Here is a 26,526-nt window from a genome sequence, read left to right as displayed (position 1 = left end):
CGTAACCCCTCTTGCCCCACAACCATCACATCACATTGAATCCAAGCAACGCCACAAGCTTTTCCACCACATGTCCTTGTCCGCTGCTGGCGGATTTTTTTTGCGGTGCGCTTACAATTCCCTTGGCCCACAATCTATTTTGCACTGGCCACCAGTCAATTTCAAGTTCGATGGCCTTGGCCCGCTGCACAATTTGCAAAGCGCTTTCCCACAACGGGGGCGCTTCGTCCAGAAGCTCCAATACATACGCAGCCACCCTGTTTCCCACAAGTTCCCTGTCAGGGTGTTCGCGACCGACCTCCTTAAGCAGTTCCTGCAAATTCCTGAGCCCACCTTGTCTGACAGGCGCAACCTCTTCGGGCAATGCCTCCCCTTGGATGAACAACCAGGCGATAACAGGCCATTGTCTCCGCCATAGGGGCAAAAGATTCTGCGTCACCTGAGATTCCTGCCAGGGCATGGCCAGCCTGGCCACCTGGCGCAACCTGCCCTCCTGGTCCTGCCAGGCGGATTCGAAAGCGCTTTCAACTTGCGCCAGGGACAATGCCTGCAGTTTGTTCCATGATAGCTCATCGGCAATAAAGGGCTTTGCCTTTACTACCGCCGCAGAATTCACCGCAACCTTGAAACCTCCGCGCAATAAATCACCCGATGGATGGGGGTGGAACTCCCAGGAGTAGTTGTCTTCTTCGTGCTCCAGATTCCAGGCGATGGCGGCCTTGCCCTTGATCTGTTGGCCGTCCTTCGCGGTCTGCCCTTTTTCGCTAGCAGGCCCGGAAGATTCCCTGGACAGGGAGACGCTGACGCCCTGCCAGACAACCTTTTGCGGCCGCGCACCGAGCTTCTTGCCCTCTGCGTGTAACCGCATAAAGGCTTGCGCCACCAGACTGTCAGGCCCTTCCCGACGGGGGGCGACCAGACTTTTCCAAAGGTCGGCGCCTGTTCCCAAATCCGGCATGTTCGATTGCGCCCTGGCCAACGTCGCCACCATACCGGCTTCCAGCTCACTGACCTCTGGACCTCCAGTGGCTTCGCTCAGCTGCATGGCTCTGAGGGCGTAAGTAAGACCGTTCATGGGTTCGATGCGAGATATTTCATCAAAAAACCATGCGCAGCTGGCAAAAGAAGCCAAGGCCCATTGCTGCATGGACAACAACCGCCAGGCGGCTTGTTGTTCTGTGGCCCCGAGATTCTTCATGAAATGAAGGCGCGCAAACTCGCTCTGCCCTTTGCTGCGCGCAAGGACGGTCCCGTAATCCAGCAGCGCCGCCGTTGCATCCTTGAAAAGCCCGCCCCCACGTTTGTGAAAATGGTTGTCCACACGCGCCTTGAGCACATCCAGCGCTTCGCGCAAAGGTGCCCGCCATTTCTGATTCCACCCGGGATGGCCTCCAGTGGTGCAACCGCAATCAGAACGCCAGCGCTCCACACCGTGTACACAGCTCCAGGAAGATGGCTCATGCAGCCGTACGCGCAACTCGGGGGGGTGTTGTTCCAGCCAGAGCCCAAAATTTCCCAGCTCCACCTGGTCGCGATTGAACTGCGCCTGCGCCAGCACATAGGCAAGGGCCATTTCGCCGAACATGAAATGGTGCCCGTAGGTTTCCCCGTCAGTCGCCATGGGCAGCAAGGTGGGTGTGGCCTCACCCTGCTGTGCAAAATAGCCACTGATGCGTTGCCAGAAATTCTCTCCGTTTTCGAGCAATCGCTCGAAAGCCACGGCCTGGGAAAGCGGGCCATCATAAAAAATAATATGTATGGAGCGTCCGGAAGGGAGCGTGGCGAGATAGGCCCTGGTTACATCAAGGGTACCCTCATCCACCGCAGTCCAGGTATCGGCATCCAAAGGGGCAATTTCCTTGGCCTGTCTGGGGGCAAGCACCACGAACTGCACCCCCTGCTCTGCAAGCACCTCCAAAGAAGGCGTATCCACCGCCGCTTCGGAAAGCCACATGCCCTCTGCCTTGCGGCCGAATCGTGCTTCGAAATCCGCCAACCCCCAGGCGGTTTCCACTCTTTTATCCATCTCGCTGGCCAGGGGCAGTATGATGTGGTGATGCACCTGCGCCATGGCGTTACCGTGCCCCCAACGCTTTTGGCTTTCCTTGTCCCCGGCGAGCACTCGCGCATAGGCGTTCGGATTACCGCGCTCCATCCAGGAAAGAAGCGTGGGCCCGAAATTAAAACTCATCCATTCGTAGCAATTGACGATTTCAGTGATCTTCCCTTTGTCGTTCAGGCGCCTTGCCCACCCCAGGGGCGCATAGCTTTCACGACAAATGCGCTCGTTCCAATTCAGCCCGGGGGCGGCGCTGCCTTCAGGAAGCACCTCACTGAGCCACGGATCTTCGCGCGGGGGTTGATAGAAATGTCCATGTATACAAAGCATTCTTTGCATATAAACTCCTTTCCAAAAGACTAGCCCATTTGCCTTCTCTTGGGAATACAGAGCCCCCATTTGCCACAAACCGTAACAAAAGAAATATTCGGGACAGTCTCAAGTTTTTCAAGATGCCGCCGAATGTAGGATTACTCGCAGCAAAAAAGCGTGGCGGCAAGTACCATGGAAGGTATTGCCATATTCTTAACCAGGAGAGACGCCGTATGGCACAACTCATTGCCCTGCATGAATACAGGGCGCGTAAGCAGTTGCAGATTCAGGAGGAGCAACCTCCACCACAACGCCCTAGGATTCTGGATGCAGAAATATGGTCAAAAAACTACTCCTGCTTTGAGCATGCTGTTTTTGGAATCATAAAGGTCCGTGAAATCCTGGATTACTATCTGCACTACAACGAGGATTGGAAGTTCTACTTACTCAAACTGTTGGAAAACGTATATTCTCTGCACGAATTTTCACAATCCGGAAGTACTGACTGTCAATACGACATTGAGCGACTCTCCGAAAACATAGCATTGCTCAAGACCTACATCGCTGAGGAGAGCAATGTCATAAACCGCAAGGAAATGAGTGTCGCCCTGGTCATCCTTGATCTGATGGACAAGGGAGCCAAAATGAAAAACGGCGCCAGCCTCTGAATGCCACGACAAGCGCCCTGCCCGTGCCCCATCACAAAGCACCCTTCTTGAACAAACAAGAGGGGTGCTTTTTCATTGTTTTTCAAAGTGGCATTTATAATTGTTCATGGTCAGCAACTGGCATAATAACTTGTAAGCATCTGCCGTAAGATATAGCGAAGACGTGAGACATCCCTAACTACTCTGCTGCGCCTGGTTGTGCTGTATCTTGTACCTGCAATAATCAACAAAGACCGTGGCCTTACTACGAGGGCTCCTATGAACGAAGAACAAGATCAAGAATTGCACCAGTATCTCACCTTTTCCCTGGGGCGGGAAATCTTTGGGCTGGACATAACTTCCGTGCGGGAGCTTCTGGACCAGACAACCATTACCCGCATCCCGAAAACTCCGGATTTCATGCGCGGTGTCATCAACTTGCGTGGCCACGCCGTGCCGGTAGTAGACCTGCGAATTAAATTCGGCATGGCCCCTACCGTCTTTACCGTGGACACGTGCATCATCGTCATAGAAGTGGAACTTGAAGGAGAAATGGCGTCCATAGGTGCCCTGGCGGATGCGGTTCAGGAAGTTTTCGAAATTCCTCCTGACAACATTGATGATGCACCCAACATGGGCACGGCCGTCAACCCTAAGTATATCAAAGGTATGGGCAAAAAGGACAATCAATTCATTGTACTTTTGTCTACAGATAACCTGTTCACCATCGAAGAACTGACGCTTGCAACTGCGCACCAGAACGATGGCGATGCGGCTGCGGCCTGACCTGTGCCCCACGAATCACCGAGCGACGGAGCCCGTCTTGCGCTAACCTGCGCAATAGCCTACAATTGCAGGAATCATTGCGTACGGGAAAGCTCTAATGATCCGATCGACTCGAATATACCCTGCAGCGCAGCAATCAATACAGGCTGGCGTGGTCTTTATCGCCCTGGCCTTGTTTGCCTGCTTTTCCCTTGCTGGCTGTGGTATGAGCCGCGTCGATCCCATTTCTCCGGACATCCACGGCGTAGAGGTCAACCGACCGCAAAGCATCGGCGGCGACTACTATTATTTTGAGCGCCGTGACCCTACGACCCGCAAATGGTATGGAGCCAGGGAACTGATTCCAGGCTTTGGCCAGATGATTTACACCGAGAGGGGAAAACAGCAGTTACAGAAAGACAAGGAGACGCCCAAATGATACGGCGCATTTTTGTTTTTCTCCTGGTGTCCGGCCTTGCGACAGTTCTGCTCCTGGGGTGCGCCCGCACCACGCGGCAACAGGCTGCTGTACACATCATGGATGGCAATTACGGCCTTGCGGAACCGCTTTTGCGCAAAGCGCTAGATGCGTATTCTCTGGACCAGAACGCCTATCTGCAGTTGGGGATAGTATACCGCCACACAGGCCGTGAACGTCTGGCCCGGCTCGTTTTTCAACAGATCGCCCGAGAAAAGCCCCCTGTACTGGTCAGTGAAGACACAAACCCTGAATTTGCAGGACGCCCAGTGGCGGAACTGGCCAATCATTATCTGGAGGAAATGGGCGAAGGACCACTCTACGTCTCCGGCCTCCCCGGCATCGAGGAGCCTGATCCCTTGGCCCGCCCTGATTCCGTGGACAACCTTGAACGCGAGATTTTAGGGGAACAGGGAACAGGGGGCGCTCCTCCCGCCAGTACCTATAGCGCCACAGAAATGGTGGAAGAATCCCAAACGCTGGAGCCAGTAATGCATGACGCCGCAAGTCAGGAGCAGGCATTCGGCGTACATGTGCTTTCGTTCAAACGGGCCCTAAATGTGGAAGGCGGCAAACAAAAGCTGCTCAGGCGTTTTCCCTTGCTGCTGGCCGGCAAGCATTTCCGCTCCCAACGTGTAGATATGGGGGCCAAAGGCGTCTACCACCGTCTTTACACCGGGCCGTACGCAACCCGTGCAGAAGCAGCGCAAGTATGCGCTCAATTAAAGCAAGCCTACGGGTATTGCGAGGTTGTTCCTTTCTAAAGCAGGGCAAAAAACAAACACTTGTGTTCTGTTTAGCCACACCCCACCACAATACGCTGTTTTGACCGGATAAAACGTGTAATTCCTGGAAGATTACAAGGTTTTCATGCTTCCACGGCTTGCGCCTGACGACCTTGTACTTACATGTAGGAAAGCCAAAAAAGGTAGGCAATCACCCCTATGTTGGCAACAACCAGCAAAAGGGTGTAGATGAAATGTAGGCCTCTGCGCTTTTCCAGAGAGCCCATAGATTGCCCCAATTCCCGTGAACAATTGCGGCAATACAATTCATGCGGGCCGATTCTTCGTCCACAACGCGGGCATTCAGTGGAATAGCTCATGATAAAACTGATAATTGGATAAAAATATAATGCTTGTGATTGTCACATGCGGTAGTTTTACATCATCTTCCTGCAACGCCGGCCTGCCTTAGACATCCCTGAGGCTGCATCAGCCGCTATTCATGCCAGGAAACAGGGACCTCGCCCCTCCTCAAACCTCATAGTGGCCCGTTTATTGCTTCAACCAAGCCTGAAAAACCATACTACGTCAAAAAACCGTCTGGGATATTGTGTCATAACGTTACTGCCCGAAGAGGCAGCAGCACATCCCGGCAACAACGCAGAGAACGAAAGTCATGACCAACAGAACGATATCATACGGCCTTTCCCATGCCGATGCAACACAACGCCATGCGGGCCATGTCGATATGGCCACCCCCGCGTTCTGTGCACCTCGTTCCTGCACAATAGAAATCGCATTGTCTACAGGCATGCACAGACAAATAGGAGGCACTCTCATGCGTCTCGCCACCACCTTGTTTCTTGCCTGCTGCGTCATATTCCTGGCAGCCGGAACCGCCAGCGCCAACTCACGGATGCTGGTTGTAGGAGACTCACTCTCCATCCCCCTGGGCCAGCAGCTCGAAAAATTCTACTCCTTGCGAAAAGACGTGACGTTTCATAGCCACGGCAAGGTCTCCAGCGGATTGGCCCGCCCTGAATTCTACAACTGGGAGCGCACATTGGACAAATTGGCCGCTACCCAGCGACCTGACACCCTTGTGGTAATGCTGGGCACCAATGATTTCAATTCGCTCTCCAATGGCGCACAGTTTGGGACTGCAGCCTGGGATAGCGAATACTCCCGCCGGGTCCAAAAACTTGTTGATATTGCACGCTCATACAACAGCAACGTGCGTATTTACTGGGTGGGCGCCCCTGTCATGGGCAGGGCCGACCTGGATAAGGGCGTACGCCACATCAATAGCGTCATCAAGCAACAAATGGCCCGCAACAGCGGCTGTACCTACATTGATACACGAAATGCCCTTTCTGATGCCAAGGGCGCGTTCATCACCTTCGCCTCCACAGAAAACGGCCGCGTCCGTTTGCGTGCCGATGACGGTGTCCACGTCACCAGCACCGGCGCTTCCCTGCTTGCCGACAGCTGCTTGCAAGTTCTTGGCGCGCCAGCCAAAGCCGCCCCTGTCCTGGCCGCCGCAGAAAAAGCACCCCGTGCTGTGAGTGCTTCTTCCAGAACCCCGCAGGCTCCGGTGCGTACCGTGGCGTATACCCCTGTCAGCACCTATTCCAAAATGCAGGCTTCCGCCAGCAAGCCCTACGCCATCCAGGAGAGTTCCTGGCAAAATGCAGCCCAGGCAAAGCAGCGTGCGGGGCAACTAGCAACCAGGGGCATAGCAGCCTGGGTTAAATCCGTGAATCTCGGCCACAAGGGAACTTGGCACCGTGTCATGATCGGCTCGTATGCAAGCCTGGCCGCGGCCAAGCGAGACAAGCTCCAGCTTGCCCGCAACTACGCCCTTGCCAATACGCTGATTATTCGCGTCAGTTAAAAAAAAGGCTCCAGGCGCGTATCATATAAGCGTCTGGAGCCTCTTTTTTTACTTTACGTCACGAATCAGAACGTCGGGCTGTCAGTAATCGGTTTTTTCTCGTCTTCGTCATCTATATCGCTTGCTTCCAATTTCTTGCGCACAGAAAAATGCGTATTGCTGGCCCAGGCCGAAATCATGGGTAGCTCCCAATAGGGAAAGGTTTCGCGCTCGCCACTTGGGTCGCCCAGAAGCACCACAAGCTTTTCCAGCATTTTCTCGTAGTGCTCCTTATCGTATCGCAGGGAAACACCTGAGAATTTTTCGCTGGTAAAGACCAGCCGGACGTACTGAAGGGGAATATCACCCACCTCTTGTGTGGCGTTCAGGGCCAGACAGCTTTCCACCTCAGGCTCGACCAGGCTGCACTGAACCAGCTCATACTCTTCCCCAACTTTTTCTTTTTCACGCCCCCAGGGTATTCCACGAAAACCCCAGTTCAAATTTTCATGTGTTTTATCAAGTGCATGCGAATCTTTTCCCAGCCCCCATTGCACATCATCCGAAGCCGAAACAGGAGCATGGAGGAACAGAATCAACAAAAGCGTCCCGACTGCAAAGACGCAGGTACGCCAGCCTGAAAACAGGGGGAATCGTATTTCACACATGATAATCTCCTTGGCTGCTGTGCCTGGTCCGCAGAATTTCGCGTCCGATGTTAGGGTAGAATGAATACAAAAAATTCACATTACTGACAATAACCCGTTGTCCATATTACAGGAGGGGAATGGTATGCAACACCCGCGCTGTCAATTTCGCGCAGCGTACAGTCAGTTGATAAAGTAACGATATTTCTCTAAGCAATAAAATAATGCGGACCTTGTCCCCATGGCAAAGAGAATCTAATGGGCTTCCCTTTGGAAACCAATTAAGTTATTCTTGAAATAGGATCATATTGAGCTAAGCCCTGTGTTCTTCGCGAAGTGAATTCTTTGCGTATTATGCGGGTAAAAAAACTTACCGCCATGCACTGAGACTCCAATCGCGCATGTCTCGCTACACCAGCCCCAGGGGGGAAAAGAAGAATGGCCCAGACTAACATTCTGCTCGAATCGGGAACCAACGAACTGGAAATCGTCGAGTTCTACATCGAAGAGCAAGACGCCGAGGGCAACGTATACAAGGGGTATTACGGTGTTAACGTTGCAAAGGTACTTGAGATAATACGTCTTCCACAAATCACGGAAATGCCAGAGGCGACCCACCCCTGTATTCTGGGGGCCTTCAACCTGAGGGCTCGCATCATTCCACTTATCGATTTGAGTGTCTGGCTTGGCAAAACTATGGCCGAAAACTCTGCTCCAAAGGTCATTGTTACAGAATTCAATTACGTCACCAACAGTTTCCTCGTGTCTGGCGTCAATCGTATTCACCGTCTCAGCTGGGAGCAGGTGGAATCTCCGGGCGTGCATCTGGACCATTTCAGTGAAGGCAGCATTACGGGCGTCGTCAAATTCGACGACCGCATCATCCTCCTTCTCGACATGGAAAAGATCGTTGCCGAACTCAATCCCAACCTGGGAATGAACGTGCCCGAAAAACAACACGAACTGCAAAGCGAAGGGCGCACCATAAAAGTCGTGTTTACCGACGACTCTTCAATGATCCGCAAGACCTTGAGCCGCGGCCTGACTCAGGCGGGGTTCGAAGTAACCATCCTCAACGATGGAAAGCAGGCCTGGGAATATTTGTTGTCACTGAAGGAAAAGGCCGGGGATCAACCCATTACCAACTTCGTCAATGTAGTCATTTCTGACATCGAAATGCCGGTAATGGACGGCCACAATCTTACCAAACGCATCAAGAGCGATCCTGTGCTCAAGGAGCTTCCCGTACTGCTCTTTTCTTCGCTTATCACGGAAGCCTTGCGCCACAAAGGTGAATCCGTTGGCGCCGATGACCAGATCGCCAAGCCCAACATCAAGACACTCACCGAGCGGACAAAATCACTGATCGAGGAGCGCCAGAACATAACCCTCGACGAGATTGTCACCGATTAACCGGCAGTCCTTCCACGCACTGATCCGGCTGGGGGGAAATATTTCACCCTGACCACGTTGCGAAGACCGGGGTAGTGTGTCGTCCATGCGCGATACACTACCTCTCCCCATTGTCTCTGCTGCCAACGCAGACAAACGTCGTCTCAAGGTAATTCTTCCCGTTCAAGGGCACGCAAGCTGCCTGGTGACACCACATGGCGCAGACCTGTATTGCATAGAGCGCGGCAGGCCTGTTGTTTTGCCAGCGAAACTCGTCATACGGCTTCGGGAAACGGGAACGCCACTGGAAATACTGGAAGGTAACGTTGCTCCCCCATGAACAGGGAATGCTTAGTTGCGGTTGTCATCGCCCCCGTTTTCCAATCCCCCTTCTTCTCCGTCGGGGCCAGAAAAGCCATAGAGTTCGCCATGGGGCATTTCGCCGTCTTCCTGCAACTCCGTTGTTTGCTCATGTTGCCCGCTGTTGCGCATGATTCGCGCACGCAGGAGGACTTCTTCTGCCTCGCGGGACCGCCCCAGCTTGCGGAGAATGGCTGCGCAGTTTTCGCAGGCCTGCACATGATGGGGGTGCCCTTCTCCTAAGGTATTTTCGCGAATCGCAATGGCGCGCTTTATATTGCGCAAGGCTTCCGCAAACCGCTCCATGGAAAAATACAACACGGCAAGATTGTTGCAATCGGTCGCCGTATTGGGATGATCCGCCCCAAACAAGGTTTCATCCATTCGTAAAGCCCGCACATACAAGGCCTCGGCCTCGGCGCGGCGTCTCTGGGCCATGCGCAAGGACCCCAGATTGGTGCAGCTCTGGGCCACTTCACGGTGTTCATCTCCCCAGACTTCAACCCTGATTTCCAAAGCCATTTCAAACAAGGGCTCGGCCTGTTCATACTCTTCGAGCATCTTGTAAAGCTCCCCAAAGGCATTGGCCACCTTGGCTACTTCGAGGTGTCGCTCCCCGTGCAGTTTTTGTTGCAGCTGCAATGCACGGGCATAAAAGGGTTCGGCTTCATGCAGCCTGCCCTGTTCGATATACATTTCAGCCCGCTTCACACACTCCGCTGCAGTTGCCGGCAAATCCGGTTCACTATCTGCGGGGCGCACCGAAGGCGCCCGCGGCCTTTCCACCGCTTCAGGAGGCAGTTCTGGTTCTGCTGCCACATCCTCAAATTCCGGCTCGTCAGAAAAGCCCCACCCCGCGCCGAAATAATCCTCCTCTCCCGAGTCGGCCACTTCAGGGGGCGCTGTCACCTCTCGCTCCTCTGCCCCTTCTTCCTGCGACAGCGGCTCCTCGGCTTCAGACACATCCGCAAAAAGGGGAGGAGCATCCGGCGTGTCAGCCATTGGAGATTCTTCAGATGCATTACCCAAGGGGGGTGTTTCGGCCAAACCGCCCCCTGGCTCCAAGGCATCGGAAAACAAGCCGCCCTCCGCATCTGTGGAAGAGCCGGCAGTATTTCGCTCCGTCACTTCTGGCGTGGACGTTTCTTGCGATTCCCAAGGAGAAGTGACGTTGGTGGAAGCCCCATCCTTTTCTGTTAATGCAAGCACAGCTTTTCGCGGACGGCGGCCGCAGTAAAAAAATCTGTCCAGCATGGCCAGCAGCAGTGTAAATCCGCCCTTCTCGTGCGTCTGCGCCTTGTTTTTCGTAGTGCCATTTCCTGGAGCAGACGCGCCAGTTTCAGGCCCTTTCTCCGTTTTATCTGGAAGGCTTTGTTTTTTGGCTTTGGGACTGGCCTTTTTGAATTTTTGCAAAAAGCCTTTCCGCTCAGCCTTTTTGCGTTTTTCTTCAGCTTCCTGCTGTTTCTTTTCCCAGGCTTTTTTCAAGGCCTGGTACCGCGCAGCAGGGCTGTCCTCATCATCTTCCTTTGCAGCTTCTGCCGTGCTGTCTGGTTTGATGCTATCGCCACGCTTTGATGCCAGATAACGCGCTGCGGGATTCACGTCTTCATCCAACGCGCTGTCAGAAAAGGACTCAGATTCCTCCTCTAAAGACTCTGTAGCCACCTTTTTCCTGCCGGGGCGCTCCCACGGCATTCTCGGTCTGTCACTATAAGCCTCGTCAGCCGCTTTCTCTGCGTCTTCCGCAGCAGTTGTGGCGTATTCCTGGGGTGCTGTCTCAAAATCCTGAGTCCCGTCAGCAAGCGGCGCAAAATTGTCTGTATCGGCGACCTCATCTACAGGTGCAGTCTCCGATTCCCACGGAGAATAGGCTGCTTCGCGTTCAAACGCTTCTTGGGGTGGTGTAGCGGGCTCTTCGGCGTCCAGTGCGCCCTCATAATCGCCTTCGTCTCCGAGATCACCTTCGTTTTCGATATCGCCTTCGTCTAGGAGATCAGCTTCATTGGGAATGGCTTCTTCAACCATGGCTTCATCTGCAGCCACGTTTTCGTCTTCGACGGCGTTATCATCTCCGACGGCGGATGCGTCATCAAATGGATTGTGCTCTGCATTACCAATTGCATAGCCGTCTGCATCGTCTTCGGTGGAGTCGGCGGGATAGTCGACCGAATAGTCGGTGGCGTCTGCAGAACCAGCGGCGTCGTTAACAAAGTCATCTGCAGCAGAAACCAATGAATCTTCAGAGGGTAAATCCTCCTCGCCCGCTGCAGCAAAGCCAAAGGAATCCTCTTCAACGGAGGCGACATCATCTTCTCCTCCATCATCGGCTCCAGACAGCGGATCATGCTCCAAGGGAAAAACATCCTCACTTACGGAAGTATCCTCAAAAGGCGTCGCATCATCTAGGGGCGCGTTTTCCTCCACTAAGGGCGCTTCCTCTTGATGCGCCTCAAATGGTTCTTCTGCATCCCCCTCATCTTGAACATCAAAAATATGATCTCCGGTGTCGTGTTCTTCAGGATAGCCTGTATCCATTTCTGACCCGTCATCCGCTGCCACCGTATCTTCGCCATTTTCTTCAGGCGCAAAAAAACCACCGTCTTCAGGAGGCAGCGTTGCCTCCTCGGAATCGGGGGCTAAATCTGCTGTTTCAGCGGCAGCCGCCTCGCTGTCAGACGGAGCATCAACGGAAAGAAAGGGAGTTCCTTCCTCAGATTCCGGAGAGTCGTAAACAACCTCGAAGAATTCCCTTGCCTGCTCCTCTATGCTTCGGCGAAACGCCGCATCACTAAGCAATTCCTCATGTTCTGGCGCAACGTCATCTACTGGCTCCATTTCCCCTGGCGCCGCAGTTTCCTCCTCAGGAATCGTATCGGACTCTGGAACAATAACGGACGCGCCCTCTACCTGGTCCTGCACCGTTGCAGCATCGTTTTCAAACGCGGGCTCTGGCCCAAATTCCGGTTCAGGTTCTGGTTCTGGCAAAGGAAGGGGGGGCAGCACTTCCAGCCCCATGGCCTGGCGCGAAGCCTGCCACAAAAGATGGGGGCAACCGCGGGCGTCCTCTTCTGGAGGCACAGCCTGGGCAATGGCGGTTGTATAAGCCTCCACCAGCTGTTCCCGCTCATCCTCAGGGATCAAGTAGTCAGCCAAAAACTGGAAACTGTGGTGAAAGACGCAGGTCTTTTCACTCTCCAGGTGTTGCACCAGGCCAAGCGCTTCCGCCTCTGCCACCAGAATTTCCGGCGCAACGCGCCCTCCATCTGGTAGGGCGCTGCGCAAGGCCTGATCCAGAAGCCGCAGTGGCATGCGTATGGCGCCGTTTTTTACCAGACACCCTACGAGAAACAAAAATTCTTCCAACCTGTGAGGGCTCTGCCCTGCAGTGCGTTTAAGGAGTACTTCCAGGCCGCGCTCCTTGCTGACATCTTTGAAAGCCTTGACCAATTCGCGAAAAGTGGACTGTGTACGGGCTGCCAGCACGCCAAGCAGATCCATACCCACTGTCGAGCGTTCCCAAAGGTCTCCAAGCTGTAACGCGGCATCGCGCTCCGGTCTGGTGAGCGCCCGCCGGCCCGACCTGTTCCGCAAAAGCGCCAACAGCTCCTTGTCCGGCAACGTACCGATATTCAGGACTGCATCATCTTCAGGCAAAGAGCTTTTTTCACCGGCAAGGGGCAAATGCAGCACCATGCCCGTTGCTTCAGGGAGTTCGTCCGCTGTATCTACGTCAATATTATCGCTCACCTGGCGCTGCACCCCTGGCAGGGCGTCCAGCAGCATCGTAAAAGGAGCGCATTCTCCAGGCCACTGATCCAGAACCAGCACCCACCCCCTGCAACAGGCCAAACGCTCCCCCAGCAGGGCGGCAAGCATTTCAGCAGACATACCCTCAAGGGCGCCATCCGGCGCTATTTCCTCCGGCAACGGCAAGGGAGGCAAGGCTTCCAGAGCGCGCCGCAATTCGTGCAGCAAAAATGTTTCATTGCCCCATTGCAACCAAAGGGCAGCGGTAATGCCCTCGGCCTTGCGCTGTAAAAACTGCAAAACAAGCTGCTTGCGCCCCACTCCTGCATTTGCAGCGGTCAACGTAAAATTACGGCGTTTGCTGAAAGCGCTCTCTATTTTACGCAGGTCTTTACTGCGGCCAATAAAGGTCCCCGCGGTCCGACAGGGAGCGAGCCATGGCTTTACAACGGGCAACGGTGAAGGAAAGTCCTGCAAGACGGGCAAAGCAGGCAGAGGGGAAGCAGGCTCCCCCCCGACAGGAAGCAGTTTTTCTCCCAGGTAGATAGCCAGAAGTTCCATGCCCCGTTCATCAGAAAGATGAAAATGGCTGGACTGCTGCAAGGGTGCAGGCACAAAAGCCAGGTCCGTGCGTTCGAAAAGCACGGGAACGAAACGGGTATCTTTGCGATCAAACGCTGCCGGGGGCAATATGGCGCCATGCCAGAGGGCACCATGCCCCTGCGCCTGTCGTTCCAGGTATTCGCGGCTGCAAACCACAAGAACACACGCAGCTTTTTCCAGCTGCTTGGCGCACCATGCATCCCACCCTTGCGATGGAAAGACTTCGTGCTGGTCCATGCGGCAGTCAAAGCCAAGCCGGCGCAGGTGATCGCAGAGCTCACTGGCGCGCTGCAGATGGCCAGGAGCTTCGTGGCTGTAGCTGAGAAAAATCAAAGGAGTAGCTGGCTCCTGTTCAGGCATTCCTATCCTCGGGACTGTTCCCTTTTTTGGGGATGGCGGCAGTTATCCTCGGGCCGCTTACGGTTTCTTTTACAGAAAACGCTCGCACTGCCAATTCATGTGAATCTCCTGCTCAATAAACCGCGTGCAATCGCCTTTGCAGGCATATCGTAAAAAATAATAGCACCAGTTCCGCCGCAGCATCAAGAGTGGTGCAGTACTTCAGGTAAGCGCCCTACCTGTCTGAAACCGCACACCCCTGTGTGCTGCTGCAAAAAAAGCACTCTTTTCTGGATGGTGTATGTTTCGTCATCACATTCCTGGGGGTCTGGACTTCCTGCAATAAAAACAGCTAGATTCATTGTCTTTTTTGACATTTCAGTCCAAAGCGCGTCGAATGTTATAGACAGCCCTGCCTGTGGCTATGCACTTGCGTTTACGGCGATGGGCCGTCGCAGGATACACGGCCGAGGAAACCACCGCGACACGGTTTCCCAATCGCTCCACCCTGGCTTCGACTGCCAGGTCTTCGGCAGGAGCCGGCAACAGGTAATCCACGCGCATGTCTACTGTGGCTATTTTGTCCTCCTTGGTGCAGTAGGACCAAGCCGCCACGCCACCGCATGTGTCTATGAGTGTTGAGATTATCCCCCCATGCAAGGCGGGGCGACGTACATCCCCCAAAAACTCTTCCCGATAGGGCAGTACCATTCTGACCACCCCTTTTTCGATGCTGTCCACACGCAATCCAAGAAAGACATTGAAGGGCACCCCTTCTTCCATCAGTCGCTTGAGCGCATCGTGTTCGCGCAGCATGCAAAATTCTCCCGTTTGCAGGGTGTTTACTGCAAAGCGCACTCGTCTTCCGCCACTATACTCAAAGGACCGACGCCCTTTGACATGCTTAAGTGACCTATTGTATAAATGGTATACTGAAGCATTTCCCGTGATTATCGCGTCTACGCGTGTGCGTCAAAACATGAAGCGCATGGCAGAACAATACATGCCCACCATCCGCACCAAACGTCTGCGAGGTTGCCCAATGAGTCAGCGCACCGCGTCGCTCCTCACCATGTATCGCCTATGCGTGTTCCTTCTTCTTGTACTGCTTATTTCCACCAACGCATTCGCACAAAAAGAACAAATTACGAATTTTGCCAGTCTGGTTGAAATAAATCCCGACGCCTCCGTCACCGTCACTGAGAATATCACGGTGCAATCCACAGGAAACAAGATCAAACGGGGCATCTATCGCTGGCTGCAAACGCGCTACACTGGCTCCTTTGGTCTTGTGAAAAATGTTCGCTACGATATTTTATCCGTAGAACGCGACGGCGCCCCCGAAAGCTGGCACATCAAGCACGAAGCCGACAAGAGCATCATATACTTGGGGCGCAGCGACGTCATTCTTCCACCTGGCCAGTATACTTACACCCTCAAATATAAAAGCTGGCGACAAATCGGCTACTTCAGCGACTTTGACGAAATATACTGGAACGTAACCGGTAATTATTGGGAATTCCCCATCCTGCAGGCCAGTTGCAACGTACAGCTGCCCAAAGGCACCCCCATTGTTCAAAAAACTGCATATACCGGGGAGCAAGGCGAAAAAGGCACGGCCTTTACCTCGCATATCAATGACCAGGACAATGTCATTTTCAAAACCACAGCGCCCATCCAGCCCGGCCAGGGATTCACCGTGGCTGTTGCCTGGCCAAAAGGCATTGTCTCCACGCCCGACAGTGAAGAACGCTTTTTCAGCTACTTCCAGGACAATATCACCGCTATCATTGGTGGAGCTGGCCTCATCATCGTCTTTTTGTATTATCTGTTTTTCTGGTTCCGTGTAGGGCGCGACCCCGAACGCTGGACCATAGTTCCTCTTTTTGAGCCGCCCAAAGACATTTCCCCCGCCGCATCACGATTTGTGATGGAAATGGGCTTTGACAACAAGACCTTTGCCGCTGCACTCATCGACATGGCCGTCAAAGGACACCTGCAAATAGATGAAAGAAAAGTTGCGTTCCTTACCGTTTACACGTTGACAAAACGTAGCGACGACATGAGCACCCTCTCCAGTGGAGAAAAGGCCATATCCAAAGTGCTTTTCGCCTCGCAGAACAGCATTGAGCTCAAGAAGAGCAACAGAAATGCCTTGAAAAAGGCAATGAATGCGCTGAAAACGCGACTGAAGCTGGAAAACGAAAAAATATACTTCAAGACAAACGGTAGTTATCTGCTCCCAGGGGTGGCAATAACGCTGTTAACCCTGGGCGCCATCATTTTGGTATCTCCCAATGCTGCAAAGGGCGTCATCCTTTTCATGACGTTCTGGCTGAGCATATGGACAGTCGGTTGTTCCTTGCTCATTCTCGCTGCGCTAGGCCAATGGGCAAGTCGCCGCTTCCTGCAGGCAATAGTATTTACACTTTTTGCACTGCCATTTCTCGGGGGCGAAATCATGGGCCTTTACTTATACTCCCAGGCAACCACCATCCCCACCGCTTTGTGTCTGGTGGCGCTGGTCGGCCTTTCCGGACTCTTCTATCAATTGCTCAAGGCCCCTACTTTTGCAGGACGACGTTTGATGGACGAAATAGAAGGTTTCAAACTCTTTCTCTCGATTTCAGAAAAAGAACGGCTCGAATTGCTGCATCCCCCGGATCGCACCCCCGAGCTTTTTGAGAAATATTTGCCCTATGCCCTGGCGTTAGATGTGGAAAACCAGTGGAGCGAACAATTCGACAGCGTTTTGGCCAGAGCCGGCGCCGACCAAGGATACCCTCACGGCTATCACCCCACTTGGTACAGCGGTAATTCTTGGGATTCTCTGGGCGCGGGGGCATTTGCCAGCAGTTTTGGCAACTCCTTTTCCAGCGCTGTTGGGAGTGCGTCTTCTTCCTCCGGCAGTAGTGGCGGGGGCGGTTCCGGCGGCGGAGGAGGCGGCGGAGGAGGCGGCGGATGGTAAAAGGCCCCTCTTCTGACAGCCAAGAAAAAAACATGCCGCAGCAGCCTTCTCCCGGGGAGTTTTCCGAAACAGAAAGCTCCGGACAAAGCACGGGATTACTGCAAACAATTGCCACAGACCTGGCCAGGACTCTGGAACGGCTACGAAACGCCGGAACACAGCCCCTTACTGAGACTTCTGGCGCTGCTGATCCTTTGCTGCAAAAAGCCTTCCTCCATGCTCCGGCAGCAATGTTCCTCGCCACGCTGGAGGGCAAATTCCTCCGCATGAACCATACCCTTTTGCGCAGTCTCGGGTGCGGCGATGCAGTCATCAATGATGTAACACCAACTGCATTTGAAGGAAGCGAGGAAGTCTTCAAAATTTTCGACAAGCCTGAAGATTTCACCTATACGGCCCGCTATCTGCGCTCCAGACCCGAAGTGCGCATGGATGATATCGAACTTGTACGTTGCAATGGGCTGAAGCGCAGAGCTTCCCTGCACGCAGCGCGTATTCCCGATGAAGCGCTCACGGCAAGATACGGCCCTGTCGGCCTGTTTGTGGTGGAATTTCCGGAAAAAGACCCCGTACAGGTGGCAAGGGGTGCAATAGAGCCGCTTTACCGTGAGCTTTTTGACAATGCTGCGGAGGCGTTGTTCCAATGCTTGCCCGATGGCGAACTCTTGCTGGCCAACAAGACGCTGGCGCGACTTTTCAATTGCACCGACACGGAAGAGTTGCGCATGCATTACCCGACAGTGGGCAGCATGCTTCAGGATGCAGCGCAATACCTGGCCCTCACGGAAAGCCTGAACCAATGCCAGCCGAATACCCACAACCAGGGCGAAGCGACCATCGAGGCCAAGGCCCACCGTTTTGAGGGCGGCGAGTTATGGTTGCAGATAAAAGCCATCATCATCCATGATGCAGCGGGGCACCCCTTGATGCTCCATGGTTCCATGCGCGACATAACACTGCAAAAAACCATGGAGGCGCGTCTTCTGCGAGAAGGCTACCGTGATTCGCTCACCGGTCTTGCCAACCGCAGCATGTTTCTCAACCTCCTGGACAAGTCCATTGCCAGGGCAAGAAGGCGCAATGACTTCGGCTTCGCTCTGGTGGTTCTCAGCCTGGATAGTTTCCGGTCCGTAAAAGAAGGCATGGGGCACGGTGTTGCCGAGGAACTGCTGGCCGAAGTAGCCAGGCGGCTGCTGCACCTGCTGCGTACAGAAGACGTTTGCGCCAGGTTAGGCAACGACGAATTCGGCTTGATTCTTTCAGACGTTGATCACCCCGCAGACGCCATAAAAACACTCGAACGCATAACCCAGGGGTTATCGGATTCCGTCCCCATACAGGGGCGAGACATCTTTCCACGCATTAGTTCCGGCATTGTTCTCAGTGATCAGGAGCAACATTCTTCAGAAACCATGTTGGATGACGCAGATACGGCAATGCATCGGGCGAAAGCCGATGCCTTGCAGCGTTTCGCCGTATTCAACGAGGCCATGCAGCTCGAGGCTACGGAGCGCTTGCGTGTGGAATCCGAGCTCTGCGCAGCCTTGGAAAACAAGGAACTGGTGCTGTTTTACCAGCCTATCATTTCCATCCCCGACGGCACCATAGCCGGTTTCGAAGCCTTGATGCGCTGGCACCGCCCCGGCTTTGGCCTGGTTGGGCCGGATACCTTCGTGCCCTTGCTGGAAGAAACCGGCCTGATCATTCCGGCTGGTCAATGGGCCTTGCAGCATGCCTGCCGCCAGATAAAGGAGTGGCAAGAAACCCTGCCGCGCCACAAAAAACTTTTTGTCAGCGTTAATATCTCAGCACACCAATTGCGGGGAGACAGCCTTGTGGAGATAGTGCGCCACAGCCTGCACAGTACCGGCATCAACGCCTCAACACTGAAGCTCGAGCTTACCGAAAGCCTGTTCATGGAGGAGCCCCAACGCTGCCTGCAGGCGCTTACGGACTTGCAATCCTTGGGGGTGGGGTTGGCCATCGACGATTTTGGCACCGGTTATTCTTCCCTTTCATATCTCAACCGCCTGCCTGCCAACACCTTGAAAATCGACAAATGTTTTGTTCAGGCCATGCGCGCCGGGCAGGATGGCGAAGCTATAGTGCGCACCATTGTGCTGTTGGCCCGCGCCCTGGGCAAGACAGTCATTGCCGAAGGAGTGGAAACTTCTGAGCAATTAGCAACTGTAATGCAATTGCAATGTGAGTACGTCCAGGGTTATTACTTTTCGAAACCACTTCCCCCAAATGACGCAAGGCAGCTTCTGTTGCGGGGTTTTGAGCACTGACATACAGCAATAGTCCGGAATGTCCTGGACAGGCCGGACCTGAACAAACAATAGCGAGTCCATGATGAAAGAAGGTGATGAAGCCGCACTGCAAGCCTATTTGGAGGCATTCAACAAACTGAAGGAACGCAAAACGCTCAAGGAAGTGCTTGAGCGTGAAATGCTTCTTGCCTTCATCCAGGCCAATGTGGATCGGATTGCAGAATTCCCCCTGCTCGAGACTGAGCAAAATGGTATCATCAAGCTGGTCAACCAGCGGGCGATGGACCATCCGTGTCAGGATTATATTAAAGGCTGGCTGGGCGATTTTTTGCTTTCGCTCAATCATTACGCAAAGGCAGTGGCCTCCGGTGATGAAGAAACCATCGACCGGGAAAAAGCCACGCTCATAAATGCCGAAACCATTCTTATCCAGTGTGTGCAGGGCATAGTCTACGCAGTGGGGCTGGCAAAGGATAATGCGTCGCACGGCATTATTTCACTCCTGGGCGCAGGCTATCTCGATCAACTGCAACAGATCACCCAGACCATTGAGCCCGATGAAACCTTTTGGCGCGCGATCATCGACCAATGTATCATCGATCGTATCGACAAGGCATATGAAGCTATTGTCGCAGAGAAAAAATATTCGCTTAGCAAAGATGAAAAGCTGTTGATCATGCGCTTCAAGCTGGAGGATGTGCTACGACATGACGGAGCCGCCCCCGTAGATGTGGACCTCACCCGCATTCAGCAATCCTTTGAAAAAATCCAAACAGACGATACGGGGCGAAAGCGCTTTGCCTGCGTACGCAAATATCTTGTAGGGTCTTTGCAAGCTGAACTGGGAAAAGGCATTGACGAATCACAACTTGCCCATGCCGCACAGATCGTATGTATGGACGACCTTTCCGGCACCTTGTGCGAGATGCTGTCCGCCCCACCTGCTAACGGGGGAGAAGAACTCGAAAAATCCAAAATACCTAAAGAATTTGTGGAAGAACAAATAAAAGCCATGGCCACGGGCGCTTTTGTCGCCATCAGCATCATAAAGCAGGATATGTTGCGCGCCATGAAGGAACTTGGCGCCAGAGAACTGAAGGTGATTGCCGAGGTGATTAAAACATTGCATCGTCAGGCAGTGAAACCGACCCTGCTGCAATTATATGAATATTATTTCTATAATCATTTGCGGGAACAGGCGGGTGAGGACGGTGGACGCCTGCAATTTCATTCCCTGCGCCACCGGCGGGTACCCGCTACAGCCATGGAAGAAATGTCCGCGGTCGGCATGAACCGCATACGCCAGAAAAAATTCTTTGCCGAAGATCCGGATTCACAGGATATGCTGCTTTTGAAGCCGAAGTCAGCCTCAGAACTGCAACAGCTTCTCAAGCTCTTTCAGGCTGAAGAAGCCCTGGTGCGCAAGGTACTTCTGCTTTGGCGGGAGGCAGATCAGAAAATCGACATTCTTGCTGCCATCAACCTGCCGCAACTGGCCAAGGTGACCACAAACCTGACGCAGCGGCTCTCTGAAATACTGTCCCGCATGGGGTTGGCGGCGCGCTGAAATGAAAACGCATCATTTATTGAAATACTCCAGTGTTGACATCATTTTGTACAATCGCTTATAGTATGCAGCTATAAGCGCATGTAACGAACAGAGTTCTTGCGTGGGGAAAAATTGCAACAATGTCAATTAGATAAACATTGTTGTCGATTTTCGGGGTTGACGCTTTTCAGCCAGCCCCTTATCGAGGAAGACGAAATCGGCTGTAATGGGGTGGTCTTGGGCCATTGAGCCCGCCTAAAGTTTGAACGGAGGAAGTATCATGAAAAAGATCTTGGTTATTCTTGGGGCTCTGGCCCTGGTGGCTGCTGTGAGCACTTCTGCTCTGGCTAAAGACGAAATTTGCCAGGAGCGCAAGGCTGAAATTACTGACATTTCTCCCAAAAAAGACATCATCTACACCTTCAAGGATTGCGACGCTAAAAAGCAGGAATCTGCTCAGTCCACCGCCAAGAAGGGCATCTAGTTCACTGCCAGTACTTCTCGACACGTACCTGTCGGGATGTGCCATAGAATGCAAAAAAGCCGGGAAATTTCCCGGCTTTTTTCTTTTTTATATTTGTCTGCAATCTGTCTGCTAGGCTGCCGTGCTCGCCAGGCTGGCGAGAATCCTTCGCCGTTCAGCTGGACGGTGCGTCTCGCCACTGACCACGGTCTCGACATCCAGCCCCTGCTCCTGCCAATCCTGAACCATGGGCTGTACAGGGTCATTGCTCCAGTTCTGGTTCGCCATGGAGGCCATGGGTTGTGGCCGTAAAACCAAACCTGCAGGCCCCAACTCCAGAAGCATACCGGTTTTTTCTCCCAGTCCCAATTGTCTTCTCACACTGGTGGGGATTGTCACCCGCCCTTGTCTGTCCATCTGAATGCGTAGCATTATCACTCCCCTGTTGGCTCAAGGCATACTGCAAAAAGTGGTCTCGGGCCCACGGACGGCCTCCACGCCATCCATGGACCCGAGAAAATGCATTGGGCTTGATTCACTATGGCAAACGAGAGAAAAAAAGTCTAGAAAAAGTTTAGTTTTTCTTCCTATGCAACGAGAATTGTCACAACTCCAGTCTTAGACACCACCACACTCCCAACAGCCGCCCAATCCGGGCTGCATCAGAAAGAAACCTGTGGCGTTTCGCGCTCTGCCGGATTTTCAATCTCAAAGTATTCGGCTTTTGCAAAATGAAACATGGAGGCCACGATATTACTGGGGAAGGATTCCACTTTGATGTTCAGATTGCGCACTGCACCATTATAATAACGGCGTGACATTTCAATGGAATTTTCCACATCTGCAAGCGCATTCTGCAACTCGATGAAGTTTTGGTTGGCTTTCAAGTCCGGGTAGGCCTCAGCGAGGGCGAACAAGCGCCCCAAAGCCTGAGTCAGCAACCCTTCCGTCTGGGCTTTTTCGGCGATATTGTCAGCCTGCTGTGAGCGAGAGCGCAATTCCGTAACCCTTTGGAGGACTTCGCGTTCATGCTCCATGTAGCCTTTCACCGTCTCTACAAGGTTGGGGATAAGGTCGGCGCGCTTTTTGAGCTGCACATCTATACCACTCCAGCCTTCTTCAACAAGATTGCGAGAGCGAACGAGACCGTTATAAAGTCCTATGCTCCAGAGAAGCACAAGGGCTACAGCGGCGACAACAGCTATCATAAGAAGCATACGCCCTACCTCCTGAAGATGTTGTACGGGAGGCGCCCCTTCCGGTAAGGGACAACCTGCGTAAGGCAATTGATCAGGCTCGGTCCATGATACGGCATTTTATCTATTACCCGCCAAGACAGCACCGCGCAAGAAAAGACACAATCTACACAAAAGCATCCATCACATTGAAATCTTGTATTTTTTACATTCGTCAGGTGTAAATCTTGATTAAAACCTTCCATACACGTATTATATATTGGAAACCGTTATATTTGTGCAGGCGAAAGAACGCGATAAAACCATAACAATATTTTCTTCAGCCGTGATTACTGGCGCCCTGGAAATCTCATGTCCAAGACTATAGATGTCAATGTTATCAATCCTTTTCTCGACGCAGTAATCGACGTTCTTTCTACCATGGCGCAAATCACGCCTGAACCGGGCAAGCCCTATATCAAGGGGAATCGCCTGGCCAAAGGCGACATCACTGGCATCATAGGCATCACCGGGAAGGACAAGGGCACCATTTCTGTGACGTTTAATGAAGCGACGGCAACAAAAGTAGTGGCCAACATGTTGGGCGAGGAAGTTACCGATGTGGAAGTGCTGCGCGACGGCATTGGTGAAGTCACCAACATGATTTCAGGCCAGGCAAGGCAAGGGCTTGCAGGTATTGGCTTGAAATATCACGCAGCAATCCCTGTGGTCGTCATCGGAAAAAACCACAAGGTCCAGCACGTTTCCGACGGCCCCATTCTTGCCATCCCCTTCACCACAGAAGATGGCGAAATCACAGTAGAAGTATGTTTCGGCAGGCTCGGCCCCCGCTAAGAATACCTACACCAACGACAGCAGATGTCTGATCACAAGCTCCTCGTCTACATACGGAGCGCTTTGTTCTGTGACCAGTTCCACATCCAGCACTTCCACGCCGAATCTTTTGATTTTGTTCAATTCCAATGGCTTGGGATAGCTTCCGTTCTTTGAATCGATAAGAACGAAGTTCAGCAACCTGTCACGCGCCGCTTCGTGCTTGCACCCCTGCTCCAGGTATTCAAGCAGTTTACGCACACAGTCGAACAGGCTCATGCCGTATTGTTCCGGATCCGGCGAGGTATTTGGAATATACACTTTGGGGCAATCCGACTCGCTGATGGTCTGCCCCACTCCTTCCGGCAACAAATTGGCGACCACGCTCGAATAAAAACTCCCCAAAGGGTAACAGATCAATTCTGCAGAACTGATGAGGTCTTTGACCTTGTCGCGGATGGGCGCCTTGATGGGAACGACTTTTTCGTTGGAAGCACTCAGGGAAAGCCGTTTGATTTTTGATGTCAGCGGCGCCGCTTCTTTCCCCGTTATCAGGTGCTGGCCGATTATGGTTTCCCCATTTTCAAGTTCAGCCACCAGGTGCAAGTCTGCACTAATGACAGGGCGCACCAGGCCTTTGGCCTCGACCAGCTTGGAGAAAAGAAAGATAACCGGGTCTATATGCCGCTTATAATTGAAAAAGCCGCCTGCAATAATGAGGTTGCCAATGCTTGCGCCACGCAAATCAAAATTGTCGGGCATCTTTTCAAAAAAGAACTGCAGGTGGCTGCGCACCAATTTGCGCATCGGGTCCGGAATCACCCGAATCATGGGATGATTGCCACGCAGCATGGCGAAGAGCTCTTCACGCAGGTCGGCCTGTTCTGCATCTTTGGGGAAACGGTGGGCGAACAACTCAAAAATTTCAGGGTGCCCTGTCACGGAGCGATCCGCCAAAGCCATAAGCCGGTTGCGCAGATCGCCGACGGCCAACATGTGGAAGGCGCTACGCAATTTGGCCGAGCTGCCGCCGGAATCAAATGGGGTGATCAGATGCACGGAATTGTGGGTGTAGTGCACCAGCTTGCGGCTCAACTCGCGCAGAGCAGTTCCGCCAGTGAAAAACAGAACGCGCGGCCCCAGTTCTGGAGCTCTCTGGTAGCGCGCCAGGCGCAGGGGATCAGGTAATTTGACTGAGCGGGTAATGGTGATGGTCGGCATGGTGTCCGCACCCTCTTTACTTTGCGGGGCGCTCTGCCCCCGATTGGTGATCCTGGCAATCAGGATATCAAGGCTCGATGCAGGTGGCTGTCTTTCACTCAAAAAAGGTCGATACAAGCCTTGGCGGCAGCATCAAAATCTGCGGTTCCGGTCAGTTCGTACACAGGGCAATTCCCGAGCATATCGAGATACGCCGCTGCGGAAAAGGCCATTTTCTCATCCTGCACAGCGGTTTCCGAAGTACCGTAGAATAAACCGACTGATTTCATGAATGCCGGCATCAAGTCGCTACGCTGTGTCAAGTCAACCTGGGTCACTGTCACTGGCTGCCGCGGCTCTTCATGCGGCTTGCGCCAATTGAGCAGCACCAGCCCCCGTAAAGGGGCGGACAACACAAAACGCCCTGGTCCGTAACAAGCATCTATAAACGCATCGTATTTATACTCGAGTTTCCACAGCTCATCCGGCGGAAGCGCTTCGAATCGCTTGCGTTCGTCAGGAGGAATGACCGCGTTCAAGTCCTTGTTGTGCAGCACGGTGCCGGGATTGATGCGAGGCATTTTGGCCACCCCATACATGACCAACCCGTCATCATGTTTATTGACCATGAGCCTGTCGTTACTCACAAACGTAGCCCCAAGGCTCATAATGCGCAACGCGAGCGTGGACTTGCCCATTCCTGCAAAACCGGCCAGGGCCAGACCGGATAAGGACTGCCCCTTTTTCAGGGCAACCCCGGCGGCATGAAACAGCAGGCTCCCCGCATCCAGAGTCCATTCAATAAAACGATTGTTTATGAAATTGACAACCTGATTGTCGTTGGCAACGCATGGCCCCACAGCAAGATGCAAATCTCCGCCAAACAAAAAGAGCATGCCAGTGAGCCGTTTGTGCACGGCACGTCCGTCGGCAAAATTCTGATACTCCTCCTTGACCCTGGTCTTGCCCGGATCAGGAGTCTTGGGCGTCAGCTCCAACCCCAATGCCGTGGGATCAAAGGCAGCATCTTCAATTGCCGTAATGGTTACATTGGCCGGGCCGGTTTGCGCATCAGCCAGGAAATCACGAAAATAGGAACGAAGTTTTGTTAAAAGCTCCGACGAATTGGAGACGACTTCCGTGACATAGCCGCTGAAATCAAGATAAAGGCGCTCTTCGTCGCCCTCTTGCAGCCGTTGCGCGACGATAGCATCATACAAGGAGGCGACGGAAAGTGTCATATATGCTCCAACACGTAATCCACGTATAGTCCTGCAGCATCAAGGCCTACAGCATCCCGCAGCCCCCTGAAACCGCCAAATGCGGACACCTCGAAAACCATGGGGCCCTCAGGAGTTTCCACAACGTCTACGCAGGTGAAATCCAGACCAAACAGGCTCTGCGCCTTTTTCGCCATGGCAATGATTTCCTGCGGAGGGTCGTAAGGCGCGTACTTGCCGCCATCCCTTGTGGTCGTGTTCCAGGAATCCTCACTGCCGCGGCGTGCATACGTTCCTATGTACTTCCCCCCAAGAAAAGCGACCCCCATATCGCGCCCGGGGTGGGAAACCATCTGCTGCAGATACATCACATCGTTATCTTGCTTGAATGTCCGGACAAGCGATTCCGCGCTGGCGCCATATTCCACAACCACCATTCCCCTGGCCTTGGTGGAGTAAAGGGGCTTGAAAATAGCCTTTCCGTAATGTTTTACAAACCTGAGGGCCATGCTCACACTTTCCGTGATAGCTGTGGCAGGCATGGGAATGTCCCCGGCCCTGAGGGTAACGGTGCAACTGGTGCGGTCCAACGTACGCATAATCCGTAGCGGATCGGAAAAGACAGGCACCCCTCTTCCATGCAGCAAACGCAGCATTTCCAGCCGATCCAATAAATGGGGCGAGTAATACGGACCAGCCTTCTTCACAATCAATGCGTCCATTTCACTCAGATCGACGTCATCGTTGTAGAGCCGCCCTTTTTCAAGATCCAGGGCAACGGTTTCAAGGTCCACCAGCCACCCCTGGCCGGTGCGTTCCTGGACGCGTTGCAGCAACGTCTCTGAGGACCACCCCCCAGGCACACCAATGACAGCTATTTTTTTCATCAAGCGTTCA

The 26,526-nt window shown here is 53.3% G+C and carries 21 protein-coding genes; 12 read left to right on the top strand and 9 right to left on the bottom strand.

Annotation, left to right across the window (positions count from 1 at the left end; all coding sequences use genetic code 11):
* Positions 1 to 25 precede the first annotated feature (25 nt).
* The gene (locus ACZ5EH_RS16525) at positions 26 to 2,398 is read right to left on the bottom strand and encodes a DUF3536 domain-containing protein (RefSeq protein ID WP_464274975.1); all 2,373 of its coding nucleotides are present in this window, start codon (positions 2,396 to 2,398) and stop codon (positions 26 to 28) included.
* A gap of 206 nt (positions 2,399 to 2,604) precedes the next feature.
* Between ACZ5EH_RS16525 and ACZ5EH_RS16520 the strand changes: the two genes are divergently transcribed.
* The 5 genes from ACZ5EH_RS16520 (at position 2,605) to ACZ5EH_RS16500 (ending at position 6,880) form a co-directional block, all read left to right on the top strand.
* On the top strand, positions 2,605 to 3,039 hold the full coding sequence (locus tag ACZ5EH_RS16520; RefSeq protein WP_464274974.1) for a hypothetical protein: 435 nt from the start codon (positions 2,605 to 2,607) through the stop codon (positions 3,037 to 3,039).
* A gap of 258 nt (positions 3,040 to 3,297) precedes the next feature.
* Positions 3,298 to 3,804 carry a chemotaxis protein CheW gene (locus ACZ5EH_RS16515; protein WP_464274973.1) on the top strand — a complete coding sequence of 169 codons (507 nt, stop codon included), beginning with the start codon at positions 3,298 to 3,300 and terminating at the stop codon, positions 3,802 to 3,804.
* A gap of 97 nt (positions 3,805 to 3,901) precedes the next feature.
* Positions 3,902 to 4,222, top strand: a complete 321-nt coding sequence (locus ACZ5EH_RS16510; protein WP_464274972.1) for a hypothetical protein — start codon at positions 3,902 to 3,904, stop codon at positions 4,220 to 4,222.
* The gene (locus ACZ5EH_RS16505; protein ID WP_464274971.1) at positions 4,219 to 5,025 is read left to right on the top strand and encodes an SPOR domain-containing protein; all 807 of its coding nucleotides are present in this window, start codon (positions 4,219 to 4,221) and stop codon (positions 5,023 to 5,025) included. Before ACZ5EH_RS16510 ends, ACZ5EH_RS16505 begins: the two co-directional genes overlap by 4 nt.
* A 799-nt stretch (positions 5,026 to 5,824) precedes the next feature.
* Positions 5,825 to 6,880, top strand: coding sequence for a DUF459 domain-containing protein (locus ACZ5EH_RS16500; protein ID WP_464274970.1), 1,056 nt, complete (start codon positions 5,825 to 5,827; stop codon positions 6,878 to 6,880).
* Between the two features lie 65 nt (positions 6,881 to 6,945).
* On the opposite strand, the gene ACZ5EH_RS16495 is transcribed toward ACZ5EH_RS16500, so the two are convergent.
* On the bottom strand, positions 6,946 to 7,527 hold the full coding sequence (locus ACZ5EH_RS16495; RefSeq protein ID WP_464274969.1) for a hypothetical protein: 582 nt from the start codon (positions 7,525 to 7,527) through the stop codon (positions 6,946 to 6,948).
* Positions 7,528 to 7,944: 417 nt separating this feature from the next.
* Here ACZ5EH_RS16495 and ACZ5EH_RS16490 point away from each other — a divergent pair, with 417 nt between their 5' ends.
* Together ACZ5EH_RS16490 and ACZ5EH_RS16485 are read left to right on the top strand one after the other, a co-directional pair.
* Positions 7,945 to 8,919, top strand: coding sequence for a chemotaxis protein (locus ACZ5EH_RS16490; RefSeq protein WP_464274968.1), 975 nt, complete (start codon positions 7,945 to 7,947; stop codon positions 8,917 to 8,919).
* An 85-nt stretch (positions 8,920 to 9,004) separates the two neighbouring features.
* A complete protein-coding gene (locus ACZ5EH_RS16485) occupies positions 9,005 to 9,238 on the top strand; it encodes a hypothetical protein (protein ID WP_464274967.1) in 234 nt (77 codons plus the stop codon).
* Positions 9,239 to 9,249: 11 nt separating this feature from the next.
* Here the strand turns inward: ACZ5EH_RS16485 and ACZ5EH_RS16480 are convergent, their stop codons facing one another.
* Positions 9,250 to 13,968: a tetratricopeptide repeat protein gene (locus ACZ5EH_RS16480; protein WP_464274966.1), complete on the bottom strand. Its 4,719-nt coding sequence runs from the start codon at positions 13,966 to 13,968 to the stop codon at positions 9,250 to 9,252.
* 357 nt (positions 13,969 to 14,325) lie between these two features.
* Positions 14,326 to 14,763, bottom strand: coding sequence for a PaaI family thioesterase (locus ACZ5EH_RS16475; RefSeq protein ID WP_464274965.1), 438 nt, complete (start codon positions 14,761 to 14,763; stop codon positions 14,326 to 14,328).
* Between the two features lie 226 nt (positions 14,764 to 14,989).
* Between ACZ5EH_RS16475 and ACZ5EH_RS16470 the strand changes: the two genes are divergently transcribed.
* The 4 genes from ACZ5EH_RS16470 (at position 14,990) to ACZ5EH_RS16455 (ending at position 21,221) form a co-directional block, all read left to right on the top strand.
* A complete protein-coding gene (locus ACZ5EH_RS16470) occupies positions 14,990 to 16,915 on the top strand; it encodes a DUF2207 domain-containing protein (protein WP_464274964.1) in 1,926 nt (641 codons plus the stop codon).
* Positions 16,909 to 19,206 carry a putative bifunctional diguanylate cyclase/phosphodiesterase gene (locus tag ACZ5EH_RS16465; protein WP_464274963.1) on the top strand — a complete coding sequence of 766 codons (2,298 nt, stop codon included), beginning with the start codon at positions 16,909 to 16,911 and terminating at the stop codon, positions 19,204 to 19,206. Before ACZ5EH_RS16470 ends, ACZ5EH_RS16465 begins: the two co-directional genes overlap by 7 nt.
* 61 nt (positions 19,207 to 19,267) lie before the next feature.
* On the top strand, positions 19,268 to 20,755 hold the full coding sequence (locus tag ACZ5EH_RS16460; protein ID WP_464274962.1) for a hypothetical protein: 1,488 nt from the start codon (positions 19,268 to 19,270) through the stop codon (positions 20,753 to 20,755).
* 262 nt (positions 20,756 to 21,017) lie between these two features.
* Positions 21,018 to 21,221, top strand: coding sequence for a hypothetical protein (locus tag ACZ5EH_RS16455; RefSeq protein WP_464274961.1), 204 nt, complete (start codon positions 21,018 to 21,020; stop codon positions 21,219 to 21,221).
* A 111-nt stretch (positions 21,222 to 21,332) separates the two neighbouring features.
* Here the strand turns inward: ACZ5EH_RS16455 and ACZ5EH_RS16450 are convergent, their stop codons facing one another.
* Positions 21,333 to 21,632: an AbrB/MazE/SpoVT family DNA-binding domain-containing protein gene (locus tag ACZ5EH_RS16450; protein ID WP_464274960.1), complete on the bottom strand. Its 300-nt coding sequence runs from the start codon at positions 21,630 to 21,632 to the stop codon at positions 21,333 to 21,335.
* Between the two features lie 230 nt (positions 21,633 to 21,862).
* Positions 21,863 to 22,417: a LemA family protein gene (locus ACZ5EH_RS16445; RefSeq protein ID WP_464274959.1), complete on the bottom strand. Its 555-nt coding sequence runs from the start codon at positions 22,415 to 22,417 to the stop codon at positions 21,863 to 21,865.
* A 330-nt stretch (positions 22,418 to 22,747) separates the two neighbouring features.
* On the opposite strand from ACZ5EH_RS16445, the gene ACZ5EH_RS16440 reads away from it, so the two are divergent.
* Positions 22,748 to 23,230, top strand: coding sequence for a chemotaxis protein CheX (locus ACZ5EH_RS16440; RefSeq protein ID WP_464274958.1), 483 nt, complete (start codon positions 22,748 to 22,750; stop codon positions 23,228 to 23,230).
* A gap of 6 nt (positions 23,231 to 23,236) precedes the next feature.
* Here the strand turns inward: ACZ5EH_RS16440 and ACZ5EH_RS16435 are convergent, their stop codons facing one another.
* The 3 genes from ACZ5EH_RS16435 to ACZ5EH_RS16425 form a co-directional block, all read right to left on the bottom strand.
* Positions 23,237 to 24,430 carry a GAK system CofD-like protein gene (locus ACZ5EH_RS16435; RefSeq protein WP_464274957.1) on the bottom strand — a complete coding sequence of 398 codons (1,194 nt, stop codon included), beginning with the start codon at positions 24,428 to 24,430 and terminating at the stop codon, positions 23,237 to 23,239.
* A gap of 98 nt (positions 24,431 to 24,528) precedes the next feature.
* On the bottom strand, positions 24,529 to 25,650 hold the full coding sequence (locus tag ACZ5EH_RS16430) for an HprK-related kinase B (protein ID WP_464274956.1): 1,122 nt from the start codon (positions 25,648 to 25,650) through the stop codon (positions 24,529 to 24,531).
* Positions 25,647 to 26,516 carry a GAK system ATP-grasp enzyme gene (locus ACZ5EH_RS16425; RefSeq protein WP_464274955.1) on the bottom strand — a complete coding sequence of 290 codons (870 nt, stop codon included), beginning with the start codon at positions 26,514 to 26,516 and terminating at the stop codon, positions 25,647 to 25,649. The genes ACZ5EH_RS16430 and ACZ5EH_RS16425 overlap by 4 nt, the downstream gene beginning before the upstream one ends.
* Between the last annotated feature and the right edge of the window lie 10 nt (positions 26,517 to 26,526).

The organism is Desulfovibrio biadhensis (assembly GCF_055388615.1).
The sequence above is the reverse complement of the archived record's forward strand: the minus strand, read 5'-3'. Positions and strand labels throughout refer to the sequence as shown.